The 20,317-nt window shown below is 59.0% G+C and carries 18 protein-coding genes; 7 read left to right on the forward strand and 11 right to left on the reverse strand.

Annotation, left to right across the window (positions count from 1 at the left end):
- Nucleotides 1-69: 69 nt before the first annotated feature.
- Both C484_RS10855 and C484_RS10860 read left to right on the forward strand, forming a co-directional pair.
- Nucleotides 70-690 (forward strand): FkbM family methyltransferase, encoded by a 621-nt coding sequence (locus C484_RS10855; protein WP_239640968.1) that lies wholly within the window; start codon nt 70-72, stop codon nt 688-690.
- Nucleotides 691-702: 12 nt separating this feature from the next.
- Nucleotides 703-2,220 carry an oligosaccharide flippase family protein gene (locus C484_RS10860; RefSeq protein ID WP_006825998.1) on the forward strand — a complete coding sequence of 506 codons (1,518 nt, stop codon included), beginning with the start codon at nt 703-705 and terminating at the stop codon, nt 2,218-2,220.
- A gap of 75 nt (nt 2,221-2,295) precedes the next feature.
- Here C484_RS10860 and C484_RS10865 read toward each other — a convergent pair whose 3' ends face one another.
- The gene (locus tag C484_RS10865) at nt 2,296-2,580 is read right to left on the reverse strand and encodes a hypothetical protein (RefSeq protein WP_006825999.1); all 285 of its coding nucleotides are present in this window, start codon (nt 2,578-2,580) and stop codon (nt 2,296-2,298) included.
- Nucleotides 2,581-2,825: 245 nt separating this feature from the next.
- Between C484_RS10865 and C484_RS10870 the strand changes: the two genes are divergently transcribed.
- Both C484_RS10870 and C484_RS10875 read left to right on the forward strand, forming a co-directional pair.
- Complete coding sequence (locus tag C484_RS10870; RefSeq protein ID WP_006826000.1) at nt 2,826-3,185, forward strand: hypothetical protein; 360 nt, start codon at nt 2,826-2,828, stop codon at nt 3,183-3,185.
- Complete coding sequence (locus C484_RS10875) at nt 3,178-4,125, forward strand: hypothetical protein (protein WP_006826001.1); 948 nt, start codon at nt 3,178-3,180, stop codon at nt 4,123-4,125. Before C484_RS10870 ends, C484_RS10875 begins: the two co-directional genes overlap by 8 nt.
- A 318-nt stretch (nt 4,126-4,443) precedes the next feature.
- Here C484_RS10875 and C484_RS10880 read toward each other — a convergent pair whose 3' ends face one another.
- From C484_RS10880 to C484_RS10890, 3 genes are all read right to left on the reverse strand, one after another.
- Nucleotides 4,444-5,220, reverse strand: coding sequence for a hypothetical protein (locus tag C484_RS10880; RefSeq protein WP_049915321.1), 777 nt, complete (start codon nt 5,218-5,220; stop codon nt 4,444-4,446).
- 120 nt (nt 5,221-5,340) lie between these two features.
- Entirely contained in the window at nt 5,341-6,186 is an 846-nt protein-coding gene (locus C484_RS10885; RefSeq protein ID WP_006826002.1) for a DUF4330 family protein, read from the reverse strand.
- 319 nt (nt 6,187-6,505) lie between these two features.
- Nucleotides 6,506-7,045, reverse strand: a complete 540-nt coding sequence (locus C484_RS10890; protein WP_006826003.1) for a hypothetical protein — start codon at nt 7,043-7,045, stop codon at nt 6,506-6,508.
- 390 nt (nt 7,046-7,435) lie between these two features.
- Between C484_RS10890 and C484_RS10895 the strand changes: the two genes are divergently transcribed.
- The gene (locus tag C484_RS10895; protein WP_006826004.1) at nt 7,436-7,774 is read left to right on the forward strand and encodes a hypothetical protein; all 339 of its coding nucleotides are present in this window, start codon (nt 7,436-7,438) and stop codon (nt 7,772-7,774) included.
- Between the two features lie 418 nt (nt 7,775-8,192).
- On the opposite strand, the gene C484_RS10900 is transcribed toward C484_RS10895, so the two are convergent.
- Nucleotides 8,193-9,683 carry a hypothetical protein gene (locus tag C484_RS10900; protein ID WP_006826005.1) on the reverse strand — a complete coding sequence of 497 codons (1,491 nt, stop codon included), beginning with the start codon at nt 9,681-9,683 and terminating at the stop codon, nt 8,193-8,195.
- 663 nt (nt 9,684-10,346) lie between these two features.
- Between C484_RS10900 and C484_RS23905 the strand changes: the two genes are divergently transcribed.
- Complete coding sequence (locus C484_RS23905) at nt 10,347-10,883, forward strand: hypothetical protein (RefSeq protein ID WP_193364810.1); 537 nt, start codon at nt 10,347-10,349, stop codon at nt 10,881-10,883.
- 269 nt (nt 10,884-11,152) lie between these two features.
- Here the strand turns inward: C484_RS23905 and larC are convergent, their stop codons facing one another.
- Nucleotides 11,153-12,535: a nickel pincer cofactor biosynthesis protein LarC gene (gene larC / locus C484_RS10910; protein WP_006826007.1), complete on the reverse strand. Its 1,383-nt coding sequence runs from the start codon at nt 12,533-12,535 to the stop codon at nt 11,153-11,155.
- 243 nt (nt 12,536-12,778) lie between these two features.
- Between larC and C484_RS10915 the strand changes: the two genes are divergently transcribed.
- Nucleotides 12,779-15,007, forward strand: coding sequence for a CDC48 family AAA ATPase (locus C484_RS10915; RefSeq protein ID WP_006826008.1), 2,229 nt, complete (start codon nt 12,779-12,781; stop codon nt 15,005-15,007).
- A gap of 365 nt (nt 15,008-15,372) precedes the next feature.
- Here the strand turns inward: C484_RS10915 and C484_RS10920 are convergent, their stop codons facing one another.
- The 5 genes from C484_RS10920 to C484_RS10945 all read right to left on the reverse strand — a co-directional run bounded on the left by C484_RS10920 (nt 15,373) and on the right by C484_RS10945 (nt 20,313).
- Nucleotides 15,373-15,801: a hypothetical protein gene (locus C484_RS10920; protein ID WP_239640969.1), complete on the reverse strand. Its 429-nt coding sequence runs from the start codon at nt 15,799-15,801 to the stop codon at nt 15,373-15,375.
- A gap of 155 nt (nt 15,802-15,956) precedes the next feature.
- A complete protein-coding gene (locus tag C484_RS10930; RefSeq protein WP_006826011.1) occupies nt 15,957-16,889 on the reverse strand; it encodes a DMT family transporter in 933 nt (310 codons plus the stop codon).
- 179 nt (nt 16,890-17,068) lie between these two features.
- Nucleotides 17,069-17,443, reverse strand: coding sequence for a DUF7344 domain-containing protein (locus tag C484_RS10935; RefSeq protein ID WP_006826012.1), 375 nt, complete (start codon nt 17,441-17,443; stop codon nt 17,069-17,071).
- A gap of 189 nt (nt 17,444-17,632) precedes the next feature.
- Nucleotides 17,633-19,027: an ABC transporter ATP-binding protein gene (locus C484_RS10940; RefSeq protein ID WP_006826013.1), complete on the reverse strand. Its 1,395-nt coding sequence runs from the start codon at nt 19,025-19,027 to the stop codon at nt 17,633-17,635.
- Nucleotides 19,024-20,313: an ABC transporter ATP-binding protein gene (locus tag C484_RS10945; RefSeq protein WP_006826014.1), complete on the reverse strand. Its 1,290-nt coding sequence runs from the start codon at nt 20,311-20,313 to the stop codon at nt 19,024-19,026. Before C484_RS10945 ends, C484_RS10940 begins: the two co-directional genes overlap by 4 nt.
- Between the last annotated feature and the right edge of the window lie 4 nt (nt 20,314-20,317).

Raw genomic sequence — 20,317 nt, forward strand, 5'->3', positions numbered from 1 at the left:
AATAATACTCAAACTCATACTATTGTTGATCAAAGCGTTGAATTTCGGACCGAATCATTCACTGAATTCATGCGATTCCAGAACCTAAATCATGAACAACCAGTGATAAAGAATTTATTATGTTCAATAGATTCGGATGATGTATTCTATGATATTGGAGCAAATGTGGGGACTTATACCTGTTTTGTAGCACCAAAAATAGACCGTGGACAAATCGTTTCATTCGAGCCAGAACCACATAATGCGATGCGTCTACAAGATAATCTTGATTTAAACGATTTTGATAGTCAAATCATCAGAGTGGCATTAACAGACACTAACACAACTATTGACTTTGCGCTTTCTGGGAACGAAACTGGTGAAGGAGAACATGCAATCTCTCTGACCGATGGTGAAGATACAATCAAAGTTGAAGCTGCAAGAGGAGACTCAATAATTGATCAACGTAATTTGGAGGTTCCAACAGTATTAAAGATAGATGTAGAAGGAGCAGAATTGTCAACCTTGCGTGGGTTTAAAAAAACGATCCATGAACACGCCCGACTAGTATATGTTGAAGTGCATCCGGAGAAACTTCCCGAGTTTGGTGGTACTGTATCAGAAGTGCGCGCCTTCCTTGAAGGGGCCGGGTTTGATGTAGCTGAGATTCCTCAGAAGCGAAGCGAGGTTTTTTTACGAGCATCGAAATAGCCATTAAGTAGAATGCAGACTAGCCTATTTCGGCGATTTATATCAATCCTTGGAGCTAAAATCACAACTCTCCTACTTGGATTATTCATAACACCTATTCTCGTGCGTTTGCTTGGTAGTTCTCTGTATGGTGATTATGCATTTATTCTCTCTATTTTAGGAATTACGATGATTCTCGCCAATGCTGGTATCTTTGATGGTGCTCGAAAGTATATTGCAGAAGATAGAGAAGATTCTAATTGGGTTGAGCATGTTTTTGGATTTTATCTGCGCGTAGCTGCTCAATTGGCTGCTCTTGCAGCCTTTTTATTTATACTATTTTCCTGGTTTGGCCTATCTGATCGATTCTTCAATTCTAATTTCTCTATTTATTTTTATTTGCTTGCTGCTCTGATCATTAGCCGACAAGCATATTCTGTCGCTCGAGGTGGATTAATGGGCCTTGGTTTTGAGGATCAGAGCGAACCACTCAGTATTCTCAAAAAAGTACTTTTCGGTATTTTTGGCCTTTCATTCGCTTATATTGGATATGATGTTGCTGGTATTCTTTTGGGACACATTCTTGCAAGTCTCATAACCTCTCTTCTCGCCTTTATGATATTATTCCGCCATCTAAATACCAGATATGTTTTCACCCGTGTTCCAGCAAAATTCCCAAAGAAAAGCTTACTTTCATTCAATTTCTTCAGCATTATACTGATATTTATGACATCTTCACTATATCATGTTGATATTCTTCTTCTTCGTCCAATAACTGGGAGCGAGGCAACTGGTTACTATCGGGCAGCGCTTGTTGTTGCTGAGTTTCTTTGGTTTGTTCCAAATGCAATTCAAATGTTCCTTCTCCATTCATCCTCTGAATTATGGTCAAAAAACAAGATTTCAGAGATAACAAATATTGTTTCTAAGGTGACTAGATACAATCTATTACTAGTACTTTTATTCTCAGTTGGCCTTGCAGCGCTTGCTAATGATTTTGTTACAGTGTACTTTGGTCCGGATTTCTCTCCAACTGTTCGACCCCTACTGTTACTATTACCTGGCACACTTGGATTTGCACTTGCTAGACCAATATTTGCTGTTGGACAAGGTAAGGGTGAACTTCGTATTCTGATTTTAGCGACCGGTGCTGCAGCAGTCATGAATCTTTGTTTAAACCTTTTATTGATACCATTATATGGGATATCTGGAGCTGCTGTTGCTACTAGTATTAGTTATGGGTCAATGGTTGTATTCCATGTTATAGCCGCCCGGAAAATTGGGTTTGACCCAGTCAGTGATCTCCGACTCTCAAAGATTGTGTTTGTTGCTCTAACATCTTCAATCGTTATTTTTGGTATTTCTTCTATAATCTCTTCCTCTTACCTATCCCTATCTATCGTCCCTCCGATTGGGTTCATTGTATATATTATATTAACAGTGAAATTTGGAGTTCTATCTTCTGAGGAAATTGATGACTTTGCACAACGGTTACCAAATCCAATTGATGAACATTTCAGAAGATTTGTAGTTGTATTACAAAATCATTAACTCAATAAGTTATTAGGGGACTGAGTCATCAATGATCCATATCATCATCGTATTGTCTTGAGTCAAAATGTTTGGTTATCTATTTTCTTCAAGTTCACTTGCAGCAAGCTCACCACGAAGATAGGCAAGACCGCGATCTGTGATTCGATAGTAGCCGCGTTTTTCATCGATCTTTTCGAGCAAGTTAGCATCTGAGAGGACGTTCATCCGCCGAGAGACGGTATTTTGGCTTCGGTCGAGAACGCCGAGTTCTTCGACAAGATTGTACCAGACGGTTGTTGGTGGGAGTGCAATCCGATGGCCCGCATTGGTCTCTAGTTCTTGAAGATACTCTAAAATTGCATCGTCAGCTTCGTTCATCCACGATACGCGGGCCCGCATGTCTCGGAGGTCATCTGTTTGGTGATTAATTGCACCGGATCGGACGCTTGTTGAGCTATATGGTCCAAATATGGGCCATATACACTAGAAACTAAGTAACATGAATCTGTACGTCTTGGTAGGGACGCTATACGCGGATTCGACTCTCTAGAAAGTCGAAAATGCGGATCGGTGCTGCAGACACCGAGTCCGCGAGAAGCTCCCGTAATTCCCCTACGGAAGCCATGTCAAACGACGAGACACGGGGTAATGAAAGCCCCGACCGGCAGGACGCAATCGACCCGAACGACCCACTCGAGACCCACCTCGAAGCTATCGACCAGCTCACGAGGGCGCTCCTCGTCAAGACGACGCCACCGGACGCGCCCGCCATCGACGACCTCGACGCGACACAGCGCCGGGAGGTCCGCAGGCGACTTCGCGAGATCAGAGCCGAGACCAGTCGGATCGGCCTGCTCCTGATCGGCCCCGAGGCGGCGATTCCTTACCGCCCGGAGGGCGTCACGACCTACTCCGGTCCGGATCCGGAGACGTTCGAGGACGACTCGCTACAGACCGACGACCGGGGTGAGGACGATGACTGACACGCTCCGCGAGCGCGTCGAAACACTAGAGGCTGAACTCCGGCGCAAGGACGATCGGATCGCCACCCTCGAAGCCCGACTCGAAACGGCGATAGACCGCCTCGACACCCTCGAGTCGCGTCTCGCTGACCACGACGACCGCCTGGAGACGCACGAGAACGCCTGCCACGATCACGCTACCCGCCTCGACGCCCACGACGACCGCCTCCAACAAATCGACGCGCTCGCCGACGCCACGCGCAACCGTACCGGCGCGAACAAGGCCCGCATCGAAGAACTCCAGGCGCGCGAACTCGAGAAGGGAGCCCACCTCGAAACCGCCACCGTCGACGAACACGAACTCGAGGTGCAGGGTGATCGGCTCGAACGGATCACCAAGGACGACGGCCGTTCATATTTTCGCGTTCCGGACAGCGCCGACCCGCTCGATTCGGGGCACGTCTCGCTCGCCTACGGTGACTTGCTGCCGATCCAGCAACTCGCCAGGATGGACACGGACAGACGCCGGGCAGCCGCCAACACGGTCCCGACCAGACTCGCGGCCGCACTCTGGCAGGCACGTACCGACCCGAGCATCGGCGACGATCCCTGGGAGCCCGGCTGCAAGAACGTTCGCGCGTTCGTCACGGCGAGCGATCTGAAACACTGGATTCGACGACAGGAACCCGGGACGAGCGAGACCTACGCGAAAAAACTCGTCTCGCGGACCATTGACGCCCTGCTCGATCTTTCGAAGCACCGACTCGCGGTTCGGCGGACGACCCAGCGCAAGAACGGCCTCGAGTACACCGAACGACGGCTGATCCTCCCCGCCGATGCCGCGATTCCGGGCGAAACCGGTCGAACACGGAGCGACCCAAACCGAGACCGGCAGTCGAACGGGATGGACGAAGACGCGTCACCCGAGTCGTCTCCACCGACAACTGATGTCCACGGATAACAGCGTCCATCCGCCGGTTTCGCTCCCGAGTTCACGCTGACTCGCTGGCGAGAGCCGTCATCTCTACACGACCCTCGACGCCGCGGTTCACGAGCGGCTGTCTGCACTGGCGGTAGCTGCGGGTCTCCCTGCGAGCAGTCCGCGGCAGTCTACACGGGAGACAACCGCCTGTGACGCTCCGAAGACGACGGCTGTCCACGGGATCGGTTGCTGTCGCCGCTCGAAATCGCACGCCGAGTCGTATCGACGACTCGTTCGAGGGTGGTATCCAAAGCCGCCGAGAAGACATCGAGTAATCGAGTGCAGCGAGCGGTGCGATCACCGCTCGTGCTGTTCCGGTGGGGATTCCGTGCCGGACTGGTGGTCGTGCTCCCCTCGCTGTTGCGAGTTCGCTCGGGCCGGCGGCTCAGGTGGTTCGAACGCCGCGACGAGCACCTGCCCGGCGCGGGTATCCAGCAGGGCAGCCAGACTTCGCCGGGAGCGGGTGCCGACCGCTGCCAGGCCGGCGACGAGTAAGTGGCCGATGATGACGGGCGTCGATACCGATCCCCCGCTCCCGACGGCGATCGACGCGAGCAACGACGCGGCAACCGCCGGAAGGACGACCAGACTCGTCACGCGAATCGGCCGTGCACGAATTGCGTCCCGCAGGTCCCGTCCCCGTCGAGCAACGCCGGACGTTTCCAGTGCGGCCGCGAGTTCGCCCGCTACGCGATCAATACCCCGAATAATGGGGCCGACCGCTCGCGTCTCGCGGAGGTCGATGACGATGACCTCGGGCTCGGGTTCCGTCGTCAGCCAGCGATAGCAGTACGTCGACTTGAGGTATCCCGTCCAGGTCGCGCCGATGGCGGCTAGCCGCGAGTTCACGATAGCGCCGCGAATCCGGGCTCCGTATCGCGATAGCGACGATCCGCGGGCAGCGAGCCGCGAGTTCGCGATCCAGTTCCGGACCCGGGAACCGACCCGCGACAGCGACGAGCCGACGGCGGTGAGTCGCGAGTTCACGACGGCTGTCTCGACGTAATCGCGGACGGGCGACTGCTCATCGTCTGCTCGGGAATCCGCTGACGGCTCGTCCGGTGACTCAGACACGGATTTCCTCCCGCTTCCGACGAGGTGAACTCGTCAGTGATCGGTGCGAGCGTTCGACTGGCTCCGGAGGACGGATTTCTGGATCGACCATAGACGACGGATGACGCGCAGACACCAGCGTCACTCGATGTCCGTGACGGTTCCGCTGACAGTCGTCGTGTCGAGGTCCAGTGCAATAGTGGTTCCGGCCTCGAGTCGGTCACCCCGGAATCGGGTGCCGGTTTCGCGTTCGTGCGCAGTGGTTTGTAACTCGACCGTGAGGGTTACCCGCTCGTTCCGCGGGTGTTCGCGCTCGTAGATGTTCCCGTCGTCGCTTTCGATGATCACGGTCGCCGGTTCGCGCTCGACGGACTCGATGGTCGCGATCGTCTCGCCGCGGGCCGTTTCGCTCATATTTACCCCGAGTTCGTCCGCGACGTTGGGATCAACGTTGTCGAGTTCGACATCGACGACGGTCGTCGTCGGTTCGATTGCGAGCGTTTCCCCTTCGGTACTGAGATCGGTGACGGTGCCGTTCGTGGCGTGCCAGCCCAGATCGAGGCGGAGGCTGTCACCGAGGCGGAGCGGGTCGCCGCCGACGCGGAAGCGATCGAGATCGTGAGTGTCGCCGCCGGCCACTCCGTCGACTGCTGCGCGGACGCGAACAGTCTGGCTCCCGTCGGCTGCGGGTGCGGTGACGAAGACATCAGTGAGAGACACGTTGTCGTCGCTACCGGCGATGGCGGCGGTTTCGTTCTCGTCGAGTCGGTCAGCGACGTAGTCCGGTTGGGAGCCCAACTCGAGCGTGACGTATCGCGTCTCCGGGTCACCGTTCGGCTCGGCGGCTGTGGCCGGTTCGCCGCCCGAATTTCCGGTCACGACGAGACCGACGCCGGCGGCGACGACCACGAGCAACAGTCCGACGACGAGTGCGTCGATGACGTTGATGACGCCGAGGAGGCTGCCGTCGTCGTCGATTAGTGGCATAGATCGGGTCCGCGTGTTGTGTGTCGTCGCCGGTCGCGACTCGCCGTCGTCTTTCCGTTCGATTCCATGCTTCTCATCCCCGCGCAGATAAGCGAAACGTGCGGGTGAGAACCGCTTGTGACGGACGTGTGACTGTTCATAGCACAGGTCTGTGTGTAGATACTAAATAAGTTCTCCTTTGAGGATAAGTGTCCGTAGCCAAGCGGTGTACGGTAGCCAGCGATACAGCCAGTGGAGGTACTGGCGTCCCACCGACATTCAAATAGTCTGACTACTCAATCGAAGAACAATGGATGGGTATCCGCGAGACCGACCCGTTTCAACACGAGACCGACGTGTCCGTTTCGATGCCACTGTCTCCAATAGTTAGCTTCGTCGTCCCCTCCTCGCAATCGTTTGGCGACCAGGTGGTGGTCGTTTTGCTTTCCAGTCCGTCGGCTTCGATCGCCACGTCGTAGGTGCCGCCGTCGGACAGTTCGATCACGAGTTCACTTGTGGCCGGGATTGCAACTTCCCGATCGAGGACCGAGTCGCCGTCGTGGTCGAGTTGGATCGTGATCGGGAGTTCCTCGTCGGTCGTGTTTTCGATGCGAATGCCGTACGCGTCATCCGCGACGGTCCAATCGTCTCCGCTGGATCGGCGTTCGAATCGATCGATCACGTCGGAGTCGTCGGGGATCGAGTCGAGGTCGCCTGCCGTCTGGGAGTCTGACGGGGAGTCGGTGTCGGTCGACGAGTCATCGCCATCGGGCCATGTGGTGCCGCTGAGACAGCCGGCGAGAGCGGCGAGACCGCCCGTCGCGCTGAGCGTGATGAACGTGCGTCGGTCCGGTCCACGGTCATCGAGATTCAGATCCATATCGACAGCACACGAGCGCGCGTAATGGCCTTTTTTCACGGATTGAGAACGGTCAGGATGGGGAGACTGTCAACCCGTGGCTTTCGTTCCGGGAGGGAGGGGACTACTGACGATGGCCGGTCGCACGTCTCCCGCAGTCAGTGGTGCTGACTGCAAGCGTTCACCCGGCGTCGAGTAGGTGGGAATTACACCGTTGTAGTGGATACAACGGGTCCGATACGACGGCGTGGCGGGCCTGGTGTCGACAGCGTGGCGGCGGACGGGAAGCTACCGACAGCCATCACAAATGGTCACCTATCGAGATGCAAGTCCACACTGAGCGTGCAAACGCCACGGGAGGTTATTATCATCGACAGGGAGCCACGAGTGCCCGTAGGGCAGTATTACCTCATGAGCGGAACACACTGGTTCGATTCGCATTCGCGCACAGTTTCACTGGTAGTCATCGTCGGGCTTCTCGCGATGGTGATTGGTGGTGGATTCACTGCGGCGGTCTCAGCCCAGTCGTCCGACGACAATGTCGCCGTCAACGAAACGATTACCAACGAGAGTTCACAGGAGATACTCGCGGAATCGATCGTCAACGAAACGTCCGAGACGGGATCGGATGTTTCCGAGACGCCTGATCCGACGCTCCCTGCGCTTCCGGAGTTGGGTGATGGACTGTTCGATGAGAGCGTCGGCGATGAAGCCGGTAATGTCGTCGCTGACGACTGGTCCCCGTTCTGAACGGCCGTTACGCCACCAGTAGCGGTTCTTTCCTTCTGGTGTTGGTGCCGACCGACGGTACTGTCTGCCGGACCCGGGACCGAGATCGCGGTGACGTGCCGGCACCTTAGGCGCGGCATCGAAGGATAAGTTGATAGCGCCGCCGTCGGTACAAATTCGAGACGACTGGGGTCGCCGCTAGCGTCTGTGCTCACCGTGGACACGTGCTTTCAAACGAGCCAATTGCGACCCGGTACCAGTGGTCGTGAATACGGGTTCTGCGAGTTCGCAGTGTGGCGTCGATAGCACGACCGTTCGCGCGTGCGCATAGTTCCATTCTGTTGACAACAATGCTGCGACGAACGAGCGCTGGCAAGAAACAGAAGAAACGATACTGTGAATAGTCGAGGTCGCGTTGAATGGGCGTTAACGTAGCGGATTACGCACCGACCCAGACGTTCGTTGAGGCGACAGCACCGAACTGAGCGTTTTCGTTCTCCTGAAGGGCCACCTGTGCGGAGTCAGCGGTGCCACCGTTTTCGGCGACGGCGATGGCGGCCTGCTGCTCGTTGATGTTCTCCTGGAGCACGTACTGGGACTGTTCGATCTGTGCGCTCGCTTCTTGCTCGACCTCGTTGGTCTGCTGTGCGTCGTAGTCGAACGCGATACCTGGTGCATCTTCGACGTCGCCGCCGCCGAGGGTCATGCTCGTCGTGTCGGAGTAGATGACACTGTCGTGCATGTAGCCCGGTCCGGCGTAGACGTTCAGCGCATCAGCGAACCCAATCTGCGTGTTGATGTTCTGCTGGTGGGCCAGCTGGATTGCGGTGGCTTCGCTGCCGTTAGTCGCGATTGCCATCGCAGTGCTCTGGAGGTTGACGTTCATCTGTTCGACTTCCTGCGTCTGGCTGACGCTGGAGGTCGCCGTCTGAACGCCCTTGCCCTTCTTGTGATGGTCGTCGTCCTTCTTGTCCGACTCTTCACCGAGCGTCTCGGCCGCCTGTGCGGCTTCGTCCATCATCTCAGGGTTGTCGACACCCGCGGTGGCGATGGCCATGCCGGGCATCGACGAGAGGATGTTTTCGGCGTCCGCTTCGCCGATCTGCTCGTTGAAGTTGGTCTGTTCGGTGAGCTGGATCGCCGTCGCAGTGCTGTTGTTTCCGACAGCGATTGCGACTGCGCTGTCTTGCTCGTTGTAGTTCATCTGATCGGCGTTCTGGCCCTGCTCGACTGTGGCTTCGGCCGATTGATCGAGGAACTCGCCGCCACCCGCGTAGACGTTCGTGGCGTTTGCGACTCCTTGCTGGAGGTTCTGGTTGGTCTGTTGGGACTGCTGGATCGAGAGCGCTTCGCTGTTGTTCGCCGCGAGGGCGAACGCGGTGCTTTGCTCGTTGTAGTTCAGTTGTCCAACGACCTGGCTCTGGGTGACTTCGGCTTCGGCAGCCTGGTCAGAGTCGACTTTACCCTTGTCACCTTTCTTGTCGGCAATACCCCAGCCGTCGAACTGCTTGCCGTCACCGTTCCCGATGACGACGTTGACAGTTCCGACATCCTCGAAGGAGGTCGATTCAGCCATCCCAGATCCGGCGAGCGCCTCACCGAACTGTTCGTTGTCGTTGTACTGGTTCGCCTCTTGGACAGCGGTTGCCTCGCCGCCGTCGATCGAGATGGACGTCGCGTTCGATTGTTGGTTGATGTTAACCTGGTCGACGTCCTGGTACTGGCTTACTTCGGCATCGGTCTGTCCGGACGCCTGGGACTCGATGAACTCGTCGAGTGTTGTCCCGTTGAGGTCGGCCCCGAAGACCAGATACAGTTCTTCACCATTGTCGAGCGCGTGTACGCCGTTCGAACTCGGTGTGGTATCTTCACCGGCTGCGGCTGCGGGTGCCCCCGCAGCGAGCATCGATAAGGCGACGATACACGCCATCAGGACGGTCGTACATTGTGACCGTCTCGTCGTTGTGGTACTCATGTTTCGTTTGATCCGTGCCGTGAGAGTCTTTTGTTTCTGCACCTCCACGGCGCAAATCGTCGTATCTTGATGACAGACTTTGTTATCTGGTAGTTGCCGCATCGATGGAAGGGCCTACCGCGCGGAAGCCGGTAGCTTATTTCGCGAAGGTAGTGACTATTCACGGCTGAGCGGCACAAACAGGCCAAATACACGTTGCAAACCGACAGAACGTATTATGATAGTACCAGCCCTGAACAACGTATTATGATCGAAGAAACTGTTTCAGCGACCGAATCCTTCACTTACTCCCTGTAGAACTGGTCTTGTCGATCATCACGATTCTGGCGGCTGACGAGGTAATCGCTGACCGAGAGTAAGAGTTAGCAACAGAAGCACTATGCCGATAGTACCATTTATAGGCTCTCGTTCAGCTCACTGTCTGGGTGTGCTCACTACTATAGTCTCGGTTTCAGGGCGACAAATCCGACTATTCGACGTGAAACCGTTGTCCGGGTTCAAGTACGACTCGGTGATGAGTAGCGACCGGGCACCGCGTCACACTAGCAGCAGGATCTATCCATCACAAGCCGCCGTCCCGTGTGGGACGTATGACGCGTGGCCTCAGAAAGCAACACTATGAAACGTACACTCACGCTCACACTGGCAGTAGCGCTAATTGGGAGCCTCATGTTCATGGGGTTCACAGGAATGGCTGCAGCACAGAACGACACTAACTTGGAGTCTGGCAATGCAACGACCACTGCTGAAGTCAATCAGGACAATACCAACTCTCAAACGGGTATTGCAACTGCAATGAGCGCCGGTGCAGATGACGGTGCTTCTGACCACCACGACCACCACAAGGCCGACGATTCTGCCTCGGCTGGAGGCGCTGAGGCTGGAGTCACTCAGGCCCAGGATGTCAGCCAGGTCAACACCGCTGAAATCAACCAAAACGCTGAAACGGGCGATGTCACCAATGAGGAAACGGAAGCACCCGCAGATGACGGTGCCGAAGACGGTGCCGAAGACGGTGACCTTGAGGAACGAGTGTCTGATCTTGAAGATGACGTGACGGAAATCGAGGACAGTCTCATTGACCTCGAGGCTACGGTCGGTGACCTCGAGGCTACGGTCGATGACCTCGTCGGTGAGGTCGGACTCGACGTCTAATCGCAGATAACTCGCCAAGAATTTTTGAATCGCTTTTTGCGTTTCTAGGTTCAGTTCTAATGGACACCGGCAGATAACGGTTACATCCATCTGTCCACAACAGTCCGCAGGGTTCCACGTTCAGTCTCGGTCGATGACCATTCTGTCGGTCAGCAGTCAGTACGACGGTAGCCGCATGCACAATCGTCCCCCACGGCGACGGCCGCAGTAGCGCAACCACCGTCACACCAGTCCGGCCGACAGTGTACTTTCCCCTTCGGACACTATATTCAGTCAGCCTTGATGGCGGCCGCCTCTGCCCGCCGAATCACCTCTCGAATCGCAAACCCGCTTTTCCGAGCAACCGCGCTGGCATCGTCATACTCCGCACTCACGTCGTACACCTCGCCAGCACTGTCGCTTGCAACTTTCACCGTCACCTCGTAGGTGTCGCCCGCGAGTTCAACGGCGGCCGTTCTGAACTCGCGCTGGGCGATCCAGCGGTGGGTTGCGCCGGCATCGCGGACCCCCAGCGTTCCGGTCTCCTCGGCCAGTCGCCTGGCAACTCGCCGTCTGTCCTCGGGTTTGCAGATTACCTTCACGAGGTGGCCAGGGCGGGATTTCTTCATCGTGACCGGAAGGATTGAGACATCACGCGCGCCCGCATCGGCCAGGGTGTCCTGCAGACCGCCCAGAACCTCGGGAGGAGCGTCGTCGAGGTTCGTCTCGAGGACGGCGATATCGTCTTTCACCAGTCCGCCGCCACCCTCGCCGACCAGGACGCGGAGCACGTTCGGGTGGGGGTCGAGGTCGTAGCCGCCGGCACCGTAGCCGGCGTTTGTGAGTTCGAGTTCGGGAAGCGAGTCGACGCCGTCGGCGACGTGGGCGAGGATGGCAGCGCCGGTGGGGGTGAGCAGTTCGGCGTCGACGGGGCCGCCTCGGAGTGCCCAGTCGGCGTCCGCCGCGAGTTCGGCGACGGCGGGTGTGGGGATGGGATACTCGCCGTGGGCCATTGAAGCGGAGCCGCCGCCGGTCGCGAGGGGTGTCGTCACGACGCGGTCCGGGTCCAGATCGTGGAGGAGGACAACTGTGCCGACGATATCCGCGATGGCGTCGTCGGCACCGACCTCGTGGAAGTGGATGTCTTCGAGAGCCGTGCCGTGAACGCTGGCTTCGGCCTCGCCGAGGCGTTCGAAGATGGCGAGGGCATCGCGCTCGATGGGCTCAGGGAGCCCCATCGCGTCGACGATAGCACGGACTTCCTGATAGCTGCGATGAGGGCCGTGACCTTCGGCGTGCGTGTGGTCGTCGTGGCTGGTGTGGTCGTCGTGGCGATGTTGTCCCTGCGTGTGCTCGTGTGCGTGTTCGTGTTCGCGCTTCTGGTTGTCCTCGGCTGCCTCCGCAGCCGTCTCCGCCGAATCCGCATCAGTATCGGCGTCTGCATCAGCATCCGCGTCCGCCCCACTGTCGGACTCGGACCGTTCGTCGGTGAGAACCACATCGACCGTCGTTCCCGTGATTCCGCACTTGTCCGCCTCGGCGATGCGGTATTCGACTGCGAGTTCGTCCGTGATGAACTCGAGGCGGTCGGGATCAGCGCCGGCATCGAGGAGGGCGGCGAGGAGCATGTCGCCGCTTGCACCCATGCGGCCGTCGAAGGCGAGTAGCGTCATCGTGATATACGTATGGAGTCGGTGCCGAGCGCAAAAAGCCATCTTCTCGAGACTGCCCGGTGACGACGAGCGCGAGTCCGTGACCGTGAGTCTTTCTCCGATTCTCTCAAAACCCACCGCCGTCGACACTTCTATGTAGCTTCCAACCAAACATAGATTTGGTAGCACCTAGCAAACTCAGATGAGCAAAAAACCTATCCGATCCGGAATCGGAGTCACAGACATTGCCGTGGATCCTGAATCATGAATGAAGTTCAACTGGAGGTTGCGAAGGCGTACCCGAACGACTCGGGTCGTGGTATCGCCCGGCTCGACCCGGACACGCTGTTGCATTTGAAGCTGAGTCCGGGCGACATCATCGAAATCGAAGGCGCAGATACGACCGCTGCGAAGGTGTGGCGTGCGGACCGGCAGGACTGGAACACGGATACCGTCCGAATCGACGGGTTCACGCGACAGAACGCCGACGTGGGTATCGGCGAGCGAGTGACGATTCGCAAGGCGGAGGCGACCAAGGCCGATAGCCTCGTCCTCGCCCCGCCCGAGGAGGCGTCGGTGCAGTTCGGCTCCGACGCTGCGGGCATGGTCAAACGCCAGATTCTGAAACGGCCGGTCGTCGGTCGCGATATCGTCCCCGTCATGTCCTCGACGAACCACCCGTTTATGCGGTCGCCCGGCCAGGCGATCCCGCTGATCGCAGTCGAAACCGAACCCGAGGGGGTGGTCCTCATCACTGAAGACACCGACGTCGAACTCCGCGAAGAACCCATCTCTGGCTTCGAGAAGACCGGCGGCGGGATCACCTACGAGGACATCGGCGGACTCCAGAGCGAGATCCAGCGGGTCCGGGAGATGGTCGAACTCCCGATGAAACACCCCCAGATCTTCAAGAAATTGGGGATCGAACCCCCGCAGGGCGTCCTCCTGCACGGCCCGCCCGGAACCGGGAAAACCCTGCTCGCGAAGGCCGTCGCCAACGAAACCTCAGCGTCGTTCTTCTCGATCGCCGGCCCGGAGATCATCTCGAAGTACTACGGCGAGTCCGAACAGCAGTTACGCGAAATCTTCGAGGACGCGAGCGAGGAGTCACCCGCCATCATCTTCATCGATGAACTCGACTCCATCGCACCCAAACGCGAGGACGTGACCGGCGAGGTCGAACGCCGCGTCGTCGCCCAACTGCTGACGATGATGGACGGCCTCGAAACGCGCGGCCAGGTCATCGTCATCGCGGCGACCAACCGCGTCGACAGCGTCGATCCCGCACTGCGCCGCCCCGGCCGCTTCGACCGCGAGATCGAAATCGGCGTCCCCGACGAAACCGGCCGCGAAGAGATCCTGCAGATTCACACGCGCGGCATGCCCCTCTCGGACGACGTCAACCTCTCGCACCTGGCCGACGAAACCCACGGCTTCGTCGGTGCGGACATCGAGAGCCTGACCAAAGAGGCCGCGATGAAGGCGCTGCGGCGCTACCTCCCGGAAATCGACTTAGACGAGGAGGACATCCCGCCCAGCCTGATCGACCGAATGATCGTCAAACGCGAGGACTTCCGCGGTGCGCTCAACGAAGTCGAACCCTCCGCGATGCGGGAAGTTCTCGTCGAACTTCCGAAGATCACCTGGGACGACGTCGGCGGCCTTCACAATGCCAAGGATCAAGTCAAAGAGTCCGTCGAGTGGCCGCTCAACAACCCCGAACGGTTCACCCGACTCGGAATCGATCCGCCCGCCGGCGTCCTGCTGTACGGCCCACCCGGAACCGGGAAGACGCTCATGGCGAAAGCCGTCGCCAACGAAACCAACGCCAACTTCATCTCCGTGCGCGGGCCGCAACTACTCAGCAAATGGGTCGGCGAATCGGAGAAGGCCATCCGCCAGACCTTCCGGAAAGCCCGGCAGGTCTCGCCCACGGTGATCTTCTTCGACGAACTCGACGCGCTCGCCCCCGGCCGCGGCGGCGAAACCGGGTCGAACGTCTCCGAACGCGTCGTCAACCAGCTCCTGACCGAACTCGACGGACTGGAAGACATGGAGGACGTGATGGTCATCGGCGCGACGAACCGTCCGGACATGATCGATCCCGCGCTCTTGCGCTCGGGTCGCTTCGACCGCCTCGTCATGATCGGCGAACCCGATATCGAGGGCCGCGAACGCATCCTCGATATCCACACCCAGGAGACGCCGCTGGCCGCGGACGTAACCCTCCGTGAAATCGCCGAGATCACCGACGGCTACGTCGGGAGCGATCTCGAATCGATCGCCCGCGAGGCCGCGATCGAAGCCCTGCGCGAGGACCACGAGGCGAACGTCGTCGAGATGCGCCACTTCCGGCAGGCGATGGAGAACGTCCGCCCGACGATCACCGACGACATCCTCGACTACTACGAACAGATCGAAGACGAGTTCAAGGGTGGTTCGGCCGGCCCGGACCCGACGGGTCGTCGCGGCAGCCGGATCGGTTTCCAGTAACGGTCTGCCGTTCTGGTCTGTTCCCTGTTCTCTCCCGCTCGAATTCTTCGGTCCACACCACCCGCGGTACCGCCGACCGGTCTCCGTCTCCCCTGCGTACTCCGTCCGATCCCGTTCGAGCGGCCGCTGGTGGTGTCCGCTACTCGCGAGTTATCGTCCGTCTTCTTGGTCAATTGGTCCCGCGACCAGCGTCCCCACATCGACAGCACACGTCGGCAACAGCGACGTAATCACTGCTTACTGCAACCACGGATCGCTTACGCAGATCTTACCGACCGACCACGACCAGTGGCGCTCACCTGAACTCGAGTGGGGAGACGGAGATTCGCATGAATTCCGACCAACGATTCGAAACAGTCGCGCTGCTATATGCCGGCCGCAATCATGAATTGGACCAACGGTGTCTCGATGTCGGAATCTGCATCTCCCCGGGAGTTGGCCGCTGCATCGAACGAGATAACGTCCGGTTCGACGCCGTCGAACGAATCGGCGTCACCACCAGCCACAACGATGGACACACCAGCGACGATAGCGGACTCCACAACAGCAACGACCGTCCGTGCGGACACGCCACCCGCCACCGACTCGGCTTCGTCCGCGTCGGCTCCTTCCTCAACTCGTTCGTCGTCCGCGTCCTCGTCGCTCTCTTCTTCCACTGGAGCGGCTTCCGGTTCACCATCTCCCTCATCCTCCCCCTCCTCCTCACCTTCCCCGGCCGACTCTACCCACCTACACACACTCACCTCGTACCTCCGCATCACCGGCTTCTGGGCCGCAATCGTCCTCCCGTTCATCTACATCCCGATCCTGCTTACCGGACTCTCCACGCGCGTCCAGACGACCGCGTTCCTCCTCCTGTTCCTCCTCAACCTCCTCGCCCTCTACGCCGGCCACACCCACCGGCAGGACGACAGGCAAAACGCCACTCCACCGCGGCATCGGTAGCTCGCTACTCTCGACTCCGAGCCGCCAGCGACCACACGTGACTGAACTCGTCGCGGATCGCCTGGCGTTTGACGAGGACGAATCCGAGTGCGATGAGCCCGAATCCGGCGACCGTCGTAGCGTCGACGACCTGATCGAGGTAGAGCCAGCCGACGACGGCGGTGAAGATCGGCGCGACGTACGAGACCATGTTGATCTCGACGGCTCCCAGGCGCTCGAGCAGGTCGAAGTAAAGCAGGAAGCCGAGCGCGCTCGCGATCAGTGAGAGGTACGCGAGCGCGCCGATCGCTTGCGGGTCGGTCCAGGCCGCCGGGTCGATCGGTTCTCGCAGGCCGAGGCTGACGAGATGCATCAGTACCGCCCCACCGAGCATCGACCAGGCTTCCATCGTTTCGATCGGGAGCGTCGCCTCGATCCGACGGGTGAGAACGCTCCCCAGGGCGAAGGCGGTCGCCGCACAGAAGACGAGCGCCTTCGCGACGGCGTCCGTTGCGAACAGGTTCGAGGGATCGGGCTGGACGATAACGGCGACGCCGACCAGTCCGAACACCACACCGACGATTCCGGCCCACGAGAGCGCATCGGATGGCAACAAGACGCGGCTAAAGCCCGTCGTCAGGATCGGCGAGAGACTTACCAGAATCGCGGCCGCAGCGGCAGTCGTGTTCAGTTGCCCCATGAAGAGAAACACGTGGTAGGCTGCGATCAGCAGGGTCGCACCGACGGCGGCGACGGCCCACTCGCCACGAGTTCGTGGATACCAGTCGTCGACGGTACCGGCTGCGTACGCGAGCATCACGAGGCCGGCGATATCGTAGCGAAATGCTGCGAAGAGAACTGGTGGGAAGTATTTGAGGCCGGCGCTGATTGCGACGAATGCCGTTCCCCAAGCCGCTGCAAGCGTCAGGAAGAGTCCGAAGTTCCGGTAGCGACTCACACTCGATTCACAGCAGTGCTCTCGATTCTGAGACACTATGTGTTTCGATTCGAATGGGATAGCGCGAGTCGCTATGCCGCAGAAAGATCAGAACTGAGACGAGTAGCGAGTGGATAGTAGACGGCTATCGCGCGACCGACGGATGGTTTGAAAGCTGGCGTCTCCTGTTGTCTCGGCTGCTACAGCGTTGGCTGCTTGCGGAGTTCGGGGATCTCCTCGGTCTGTTTGAACTGCTCGAGGAGCGGTTTGATGTCTTCGAACCCTTCACTGAGTACGATATCGCCGCTTCGAAGGTCGTATTCGATGATATCGTAGTCAGCGAGCCGTGGCAGGTGGTTGTGAACCAGTGAGACGTACAGCTGTCGGCGAGTGTCGCCGTCAACGGTGTCGACCGTTTCGCCGCGTTTCCAGGCGACGATCTGCGTGAGCAGGTCATCGAGCGTCGTCTGGTGGTCGTCCGCCAGCTGGTAGAGCAGGTAGCGACGTTCCGTTTTCGACAGCAGGTCGCAGGCTGCTTCCATCCGGGAGGCGGTCGCGCGGTCTGAGTAGGTCATATCTGTGTCAGGCCCCAGGCGGTATTACACCTGCTGCCAATACAAATTGGTTCTGCATGGTTCTGCATGTAACAGATACCGATAATGGTGACCAGACTCACTGTCCTGCCAATATTCACGCTAGATGATTGTTATAGCAGAGACATCAGCAGAACGGGTGAACCGTACCCTGTCCCTCCGGGAGCGAGTTCAGCCGCGCCACGAGTTCGGATCGACCGCGCCCTCGAAGTCGGCGGCCGTCCCGTAGAGGTGGCAGGCGACCGAATGTGTGTTGTTCCCGAGTCCTGGGTGATCGCGTTCGCAGACGCTCTCGTATTCCGTCCGGAGGATGGCCGCAGCGTCCTCCCAGTTCGAGGCGGCCAGTTCGGTGAGGGCCGTTTCGACGATTTCGTCGTGGTGCGGCGGAAGGGGTTCGTCGAACAGGCGACGCTTCAGGGCCGCGACGAACGCCGGGATGTCGGCCTCTGGAACGGAACCGTCCTCGACGGTGAACTGATCGTCGTCACCGACGGTCTCGAGCGAGATATCGCGGCTCTCGATGCGCTCTCGAACCGTCATGAGTTCGCGGTACGTGTCCTGGTCGATGTCGAGATCCTCGGGTGGAATCACCATCGGACAGCGCGTCCGGAACCGACAACCACTCGGTGGGTCGCGCGGCGAGGGTACGTCACCCGCAAGCGTCTCCCGATCGCGCTCTCGTTCGTCCGTCGTCGCTCGGGGAACGCTCTCGAGCAGCGCCTTCGTGTAGGGGTGTTTCGGGTCCTCGAACAGTTCTTCGACGGGACCGATTTCGACGATTTCGCCCAGGTACATCACCGCAACACGGTCACAGATATGACGAATCACGGAGAGGTCGTGACTGATGAGCAGGTAGGTCAGATCGAACTCCGCCTGGAGATCTTCCAAGAGGTTCAGGACTTGCGCCTGCACCGATACGTCAAGCGCGCTCGTCGGCTCGTCTAACACTAGAAACTCCGGTTCGAGTGCGAGCGCTCGCGCGATCCCGATGCGCTGGCGCTGCCCGCCGGAGAACTCGTGTGGATACCGATCGAGCTGGTCGACCGAGAGGCCGACCCGTTCGAGGAGATCACGGACGCGTTCGCGGCGCTCTTCGTCCGCTCCGACGTCGTGAATGTCGAGCGGCTGCTGGACGATATCGCCGATCGTCATTCGGGGATCGAGACTCGAAAACGGGTCCTGGAAGACGACCTGCGCTTCCCGTCGGAACGCGGTAAGGTCGCTGCCCTCCATTTCATAGACGTTTGTTCCGGCGAACTCGACGCGCCCGTCGGTTGGCTCCTGGAGTCGCAATAGCGTCTCACCCGTCGTCGACTTCCCACAGCCGGATTCGCCGACGAGACCGAGCGTCTCGCCTTCACGGATCTCAAAGCTCACGCCGTCGACGGCCTGCACGGCGACCGGTTCGTCACCGAGCAGGCGGTCGAGTAGCGAGTCGTTCTCCCAGAAGTACTTCTGGAGGTTTTCGACGCGGACGAGCGGTTCCCCGTCGGGGGTGTCCGTCCCGATTCCGGTAGCGAGTCCGGCGTCCACCGAACTCGTCGCACGGTTGTCGTCGGAACTCATCGTGACTCACCTCCCGAGTCACTGATCGTCGTCCGTGTTCGCTCCGCCGGCTGTTCGCCGTCGGAATGCGCCGGCTCAGCGTGTTTATCCCCGGCCGGTCGCTCCGTGTCGCCGAAGTAGTTCGGCGGCAACGCCTCGCGTTCGGTATAGGACTGCGTCGCTAGCACACAGCGAACGGTGTGGGCCTCGCTGCCCGCCGCGTCGAACTCGGGCGGATGGTCGAGACAGTCCTCCATCGCCATCGGACACCGATCGGCGAAGTGACATCGGTCTTCCATCTCGTGATCGAGCAGGCTCGGCACGTTGCCGCCGATCGGTTCGAGTTGTCCGTTCGCCCCCCCGAGTTCGGGAATCGAGCCCAGCAGTCCCTCGGTGTAGGGGTGGACGTGATCGTCGAAGACGTCCTCGAGCGTGCCACGTTCGACGATCTCGCCGGCGTACATGACGCCGACGCGATCGCACATCCGCGCGACGACGCCCAAATTGTGCGTGATCAGCAGGATCGTCATCCCCGTTTCGGTCTGGAGATCGTCGAGCAGATCCAGAATCTGGGCCTGTATCGTCACGTCCAGGGCCGTCGTCGGCTCGTCCGCGATCAACACGTCCGGCTCGCCGGCGAGCGCCTGGGCGATCATCGCTCGCTGGAGCATCCCGCCGGAGTACTCGTGTGGGTACTCGTCGGCGCGTTCGACCGGGTCGGGAATACCGACGAGTTCGAGGAGTTCGATCGCGCGCTCGCGGCTCTCCTCGGTGACGAACTGCTGTGAGGGGAGCACCGTCGACAGCAGGAGGTTTCCGAAGGAATACTCGGCGGAGTCCGTTTTGGCCTTCGTTGAGCGCGGGTTCGCGCTGGCCCGCCGTTGGACCTCGACGGCCTCGGCGAGTTGTTCGCCGACCGTGAGACTCGGGTTGAAACTGCTCTCGGGGTCCTGAAAGATCATGCTGAAGGACGTGCCCCGAAGGGATTGGCGAACCGCGGGTGATACCGAGAGCAGGTCGACGAACGAGCCGTCGACGGCGTCGGGTGCATCCTCGCGAACCGTCTCGGCCAACTCGGCGTCGTCGAACCAGATCTCGCCGTCGATGATCTCGCCGGGAGCGTCGATCAGGTCGATCACCGACCGGGCGGTGACGCTCTTGCCGCTGCCGCTCTCGCCGACGATGCCGAAGACCTCGCCGCGTTCGATCCGCAACTCGAGTTCGTCGACGGCGTTTACCTGTCCCTGTTCCGTGAAGAACCGCGTCGAAAGATCGTTGACTCGTAAGATATCGTCAGTGTCTGTCATGGTC

The organism is Natrialba taiwanensis DSM 12281, from assembly GCF_000337595.1.
Classification (GTDB): Archaea; Halobacteriota; Halobacteria; order Halobacteriales; family Natrialbaceae; genus Natrialba; species Natrialba taiwanensis.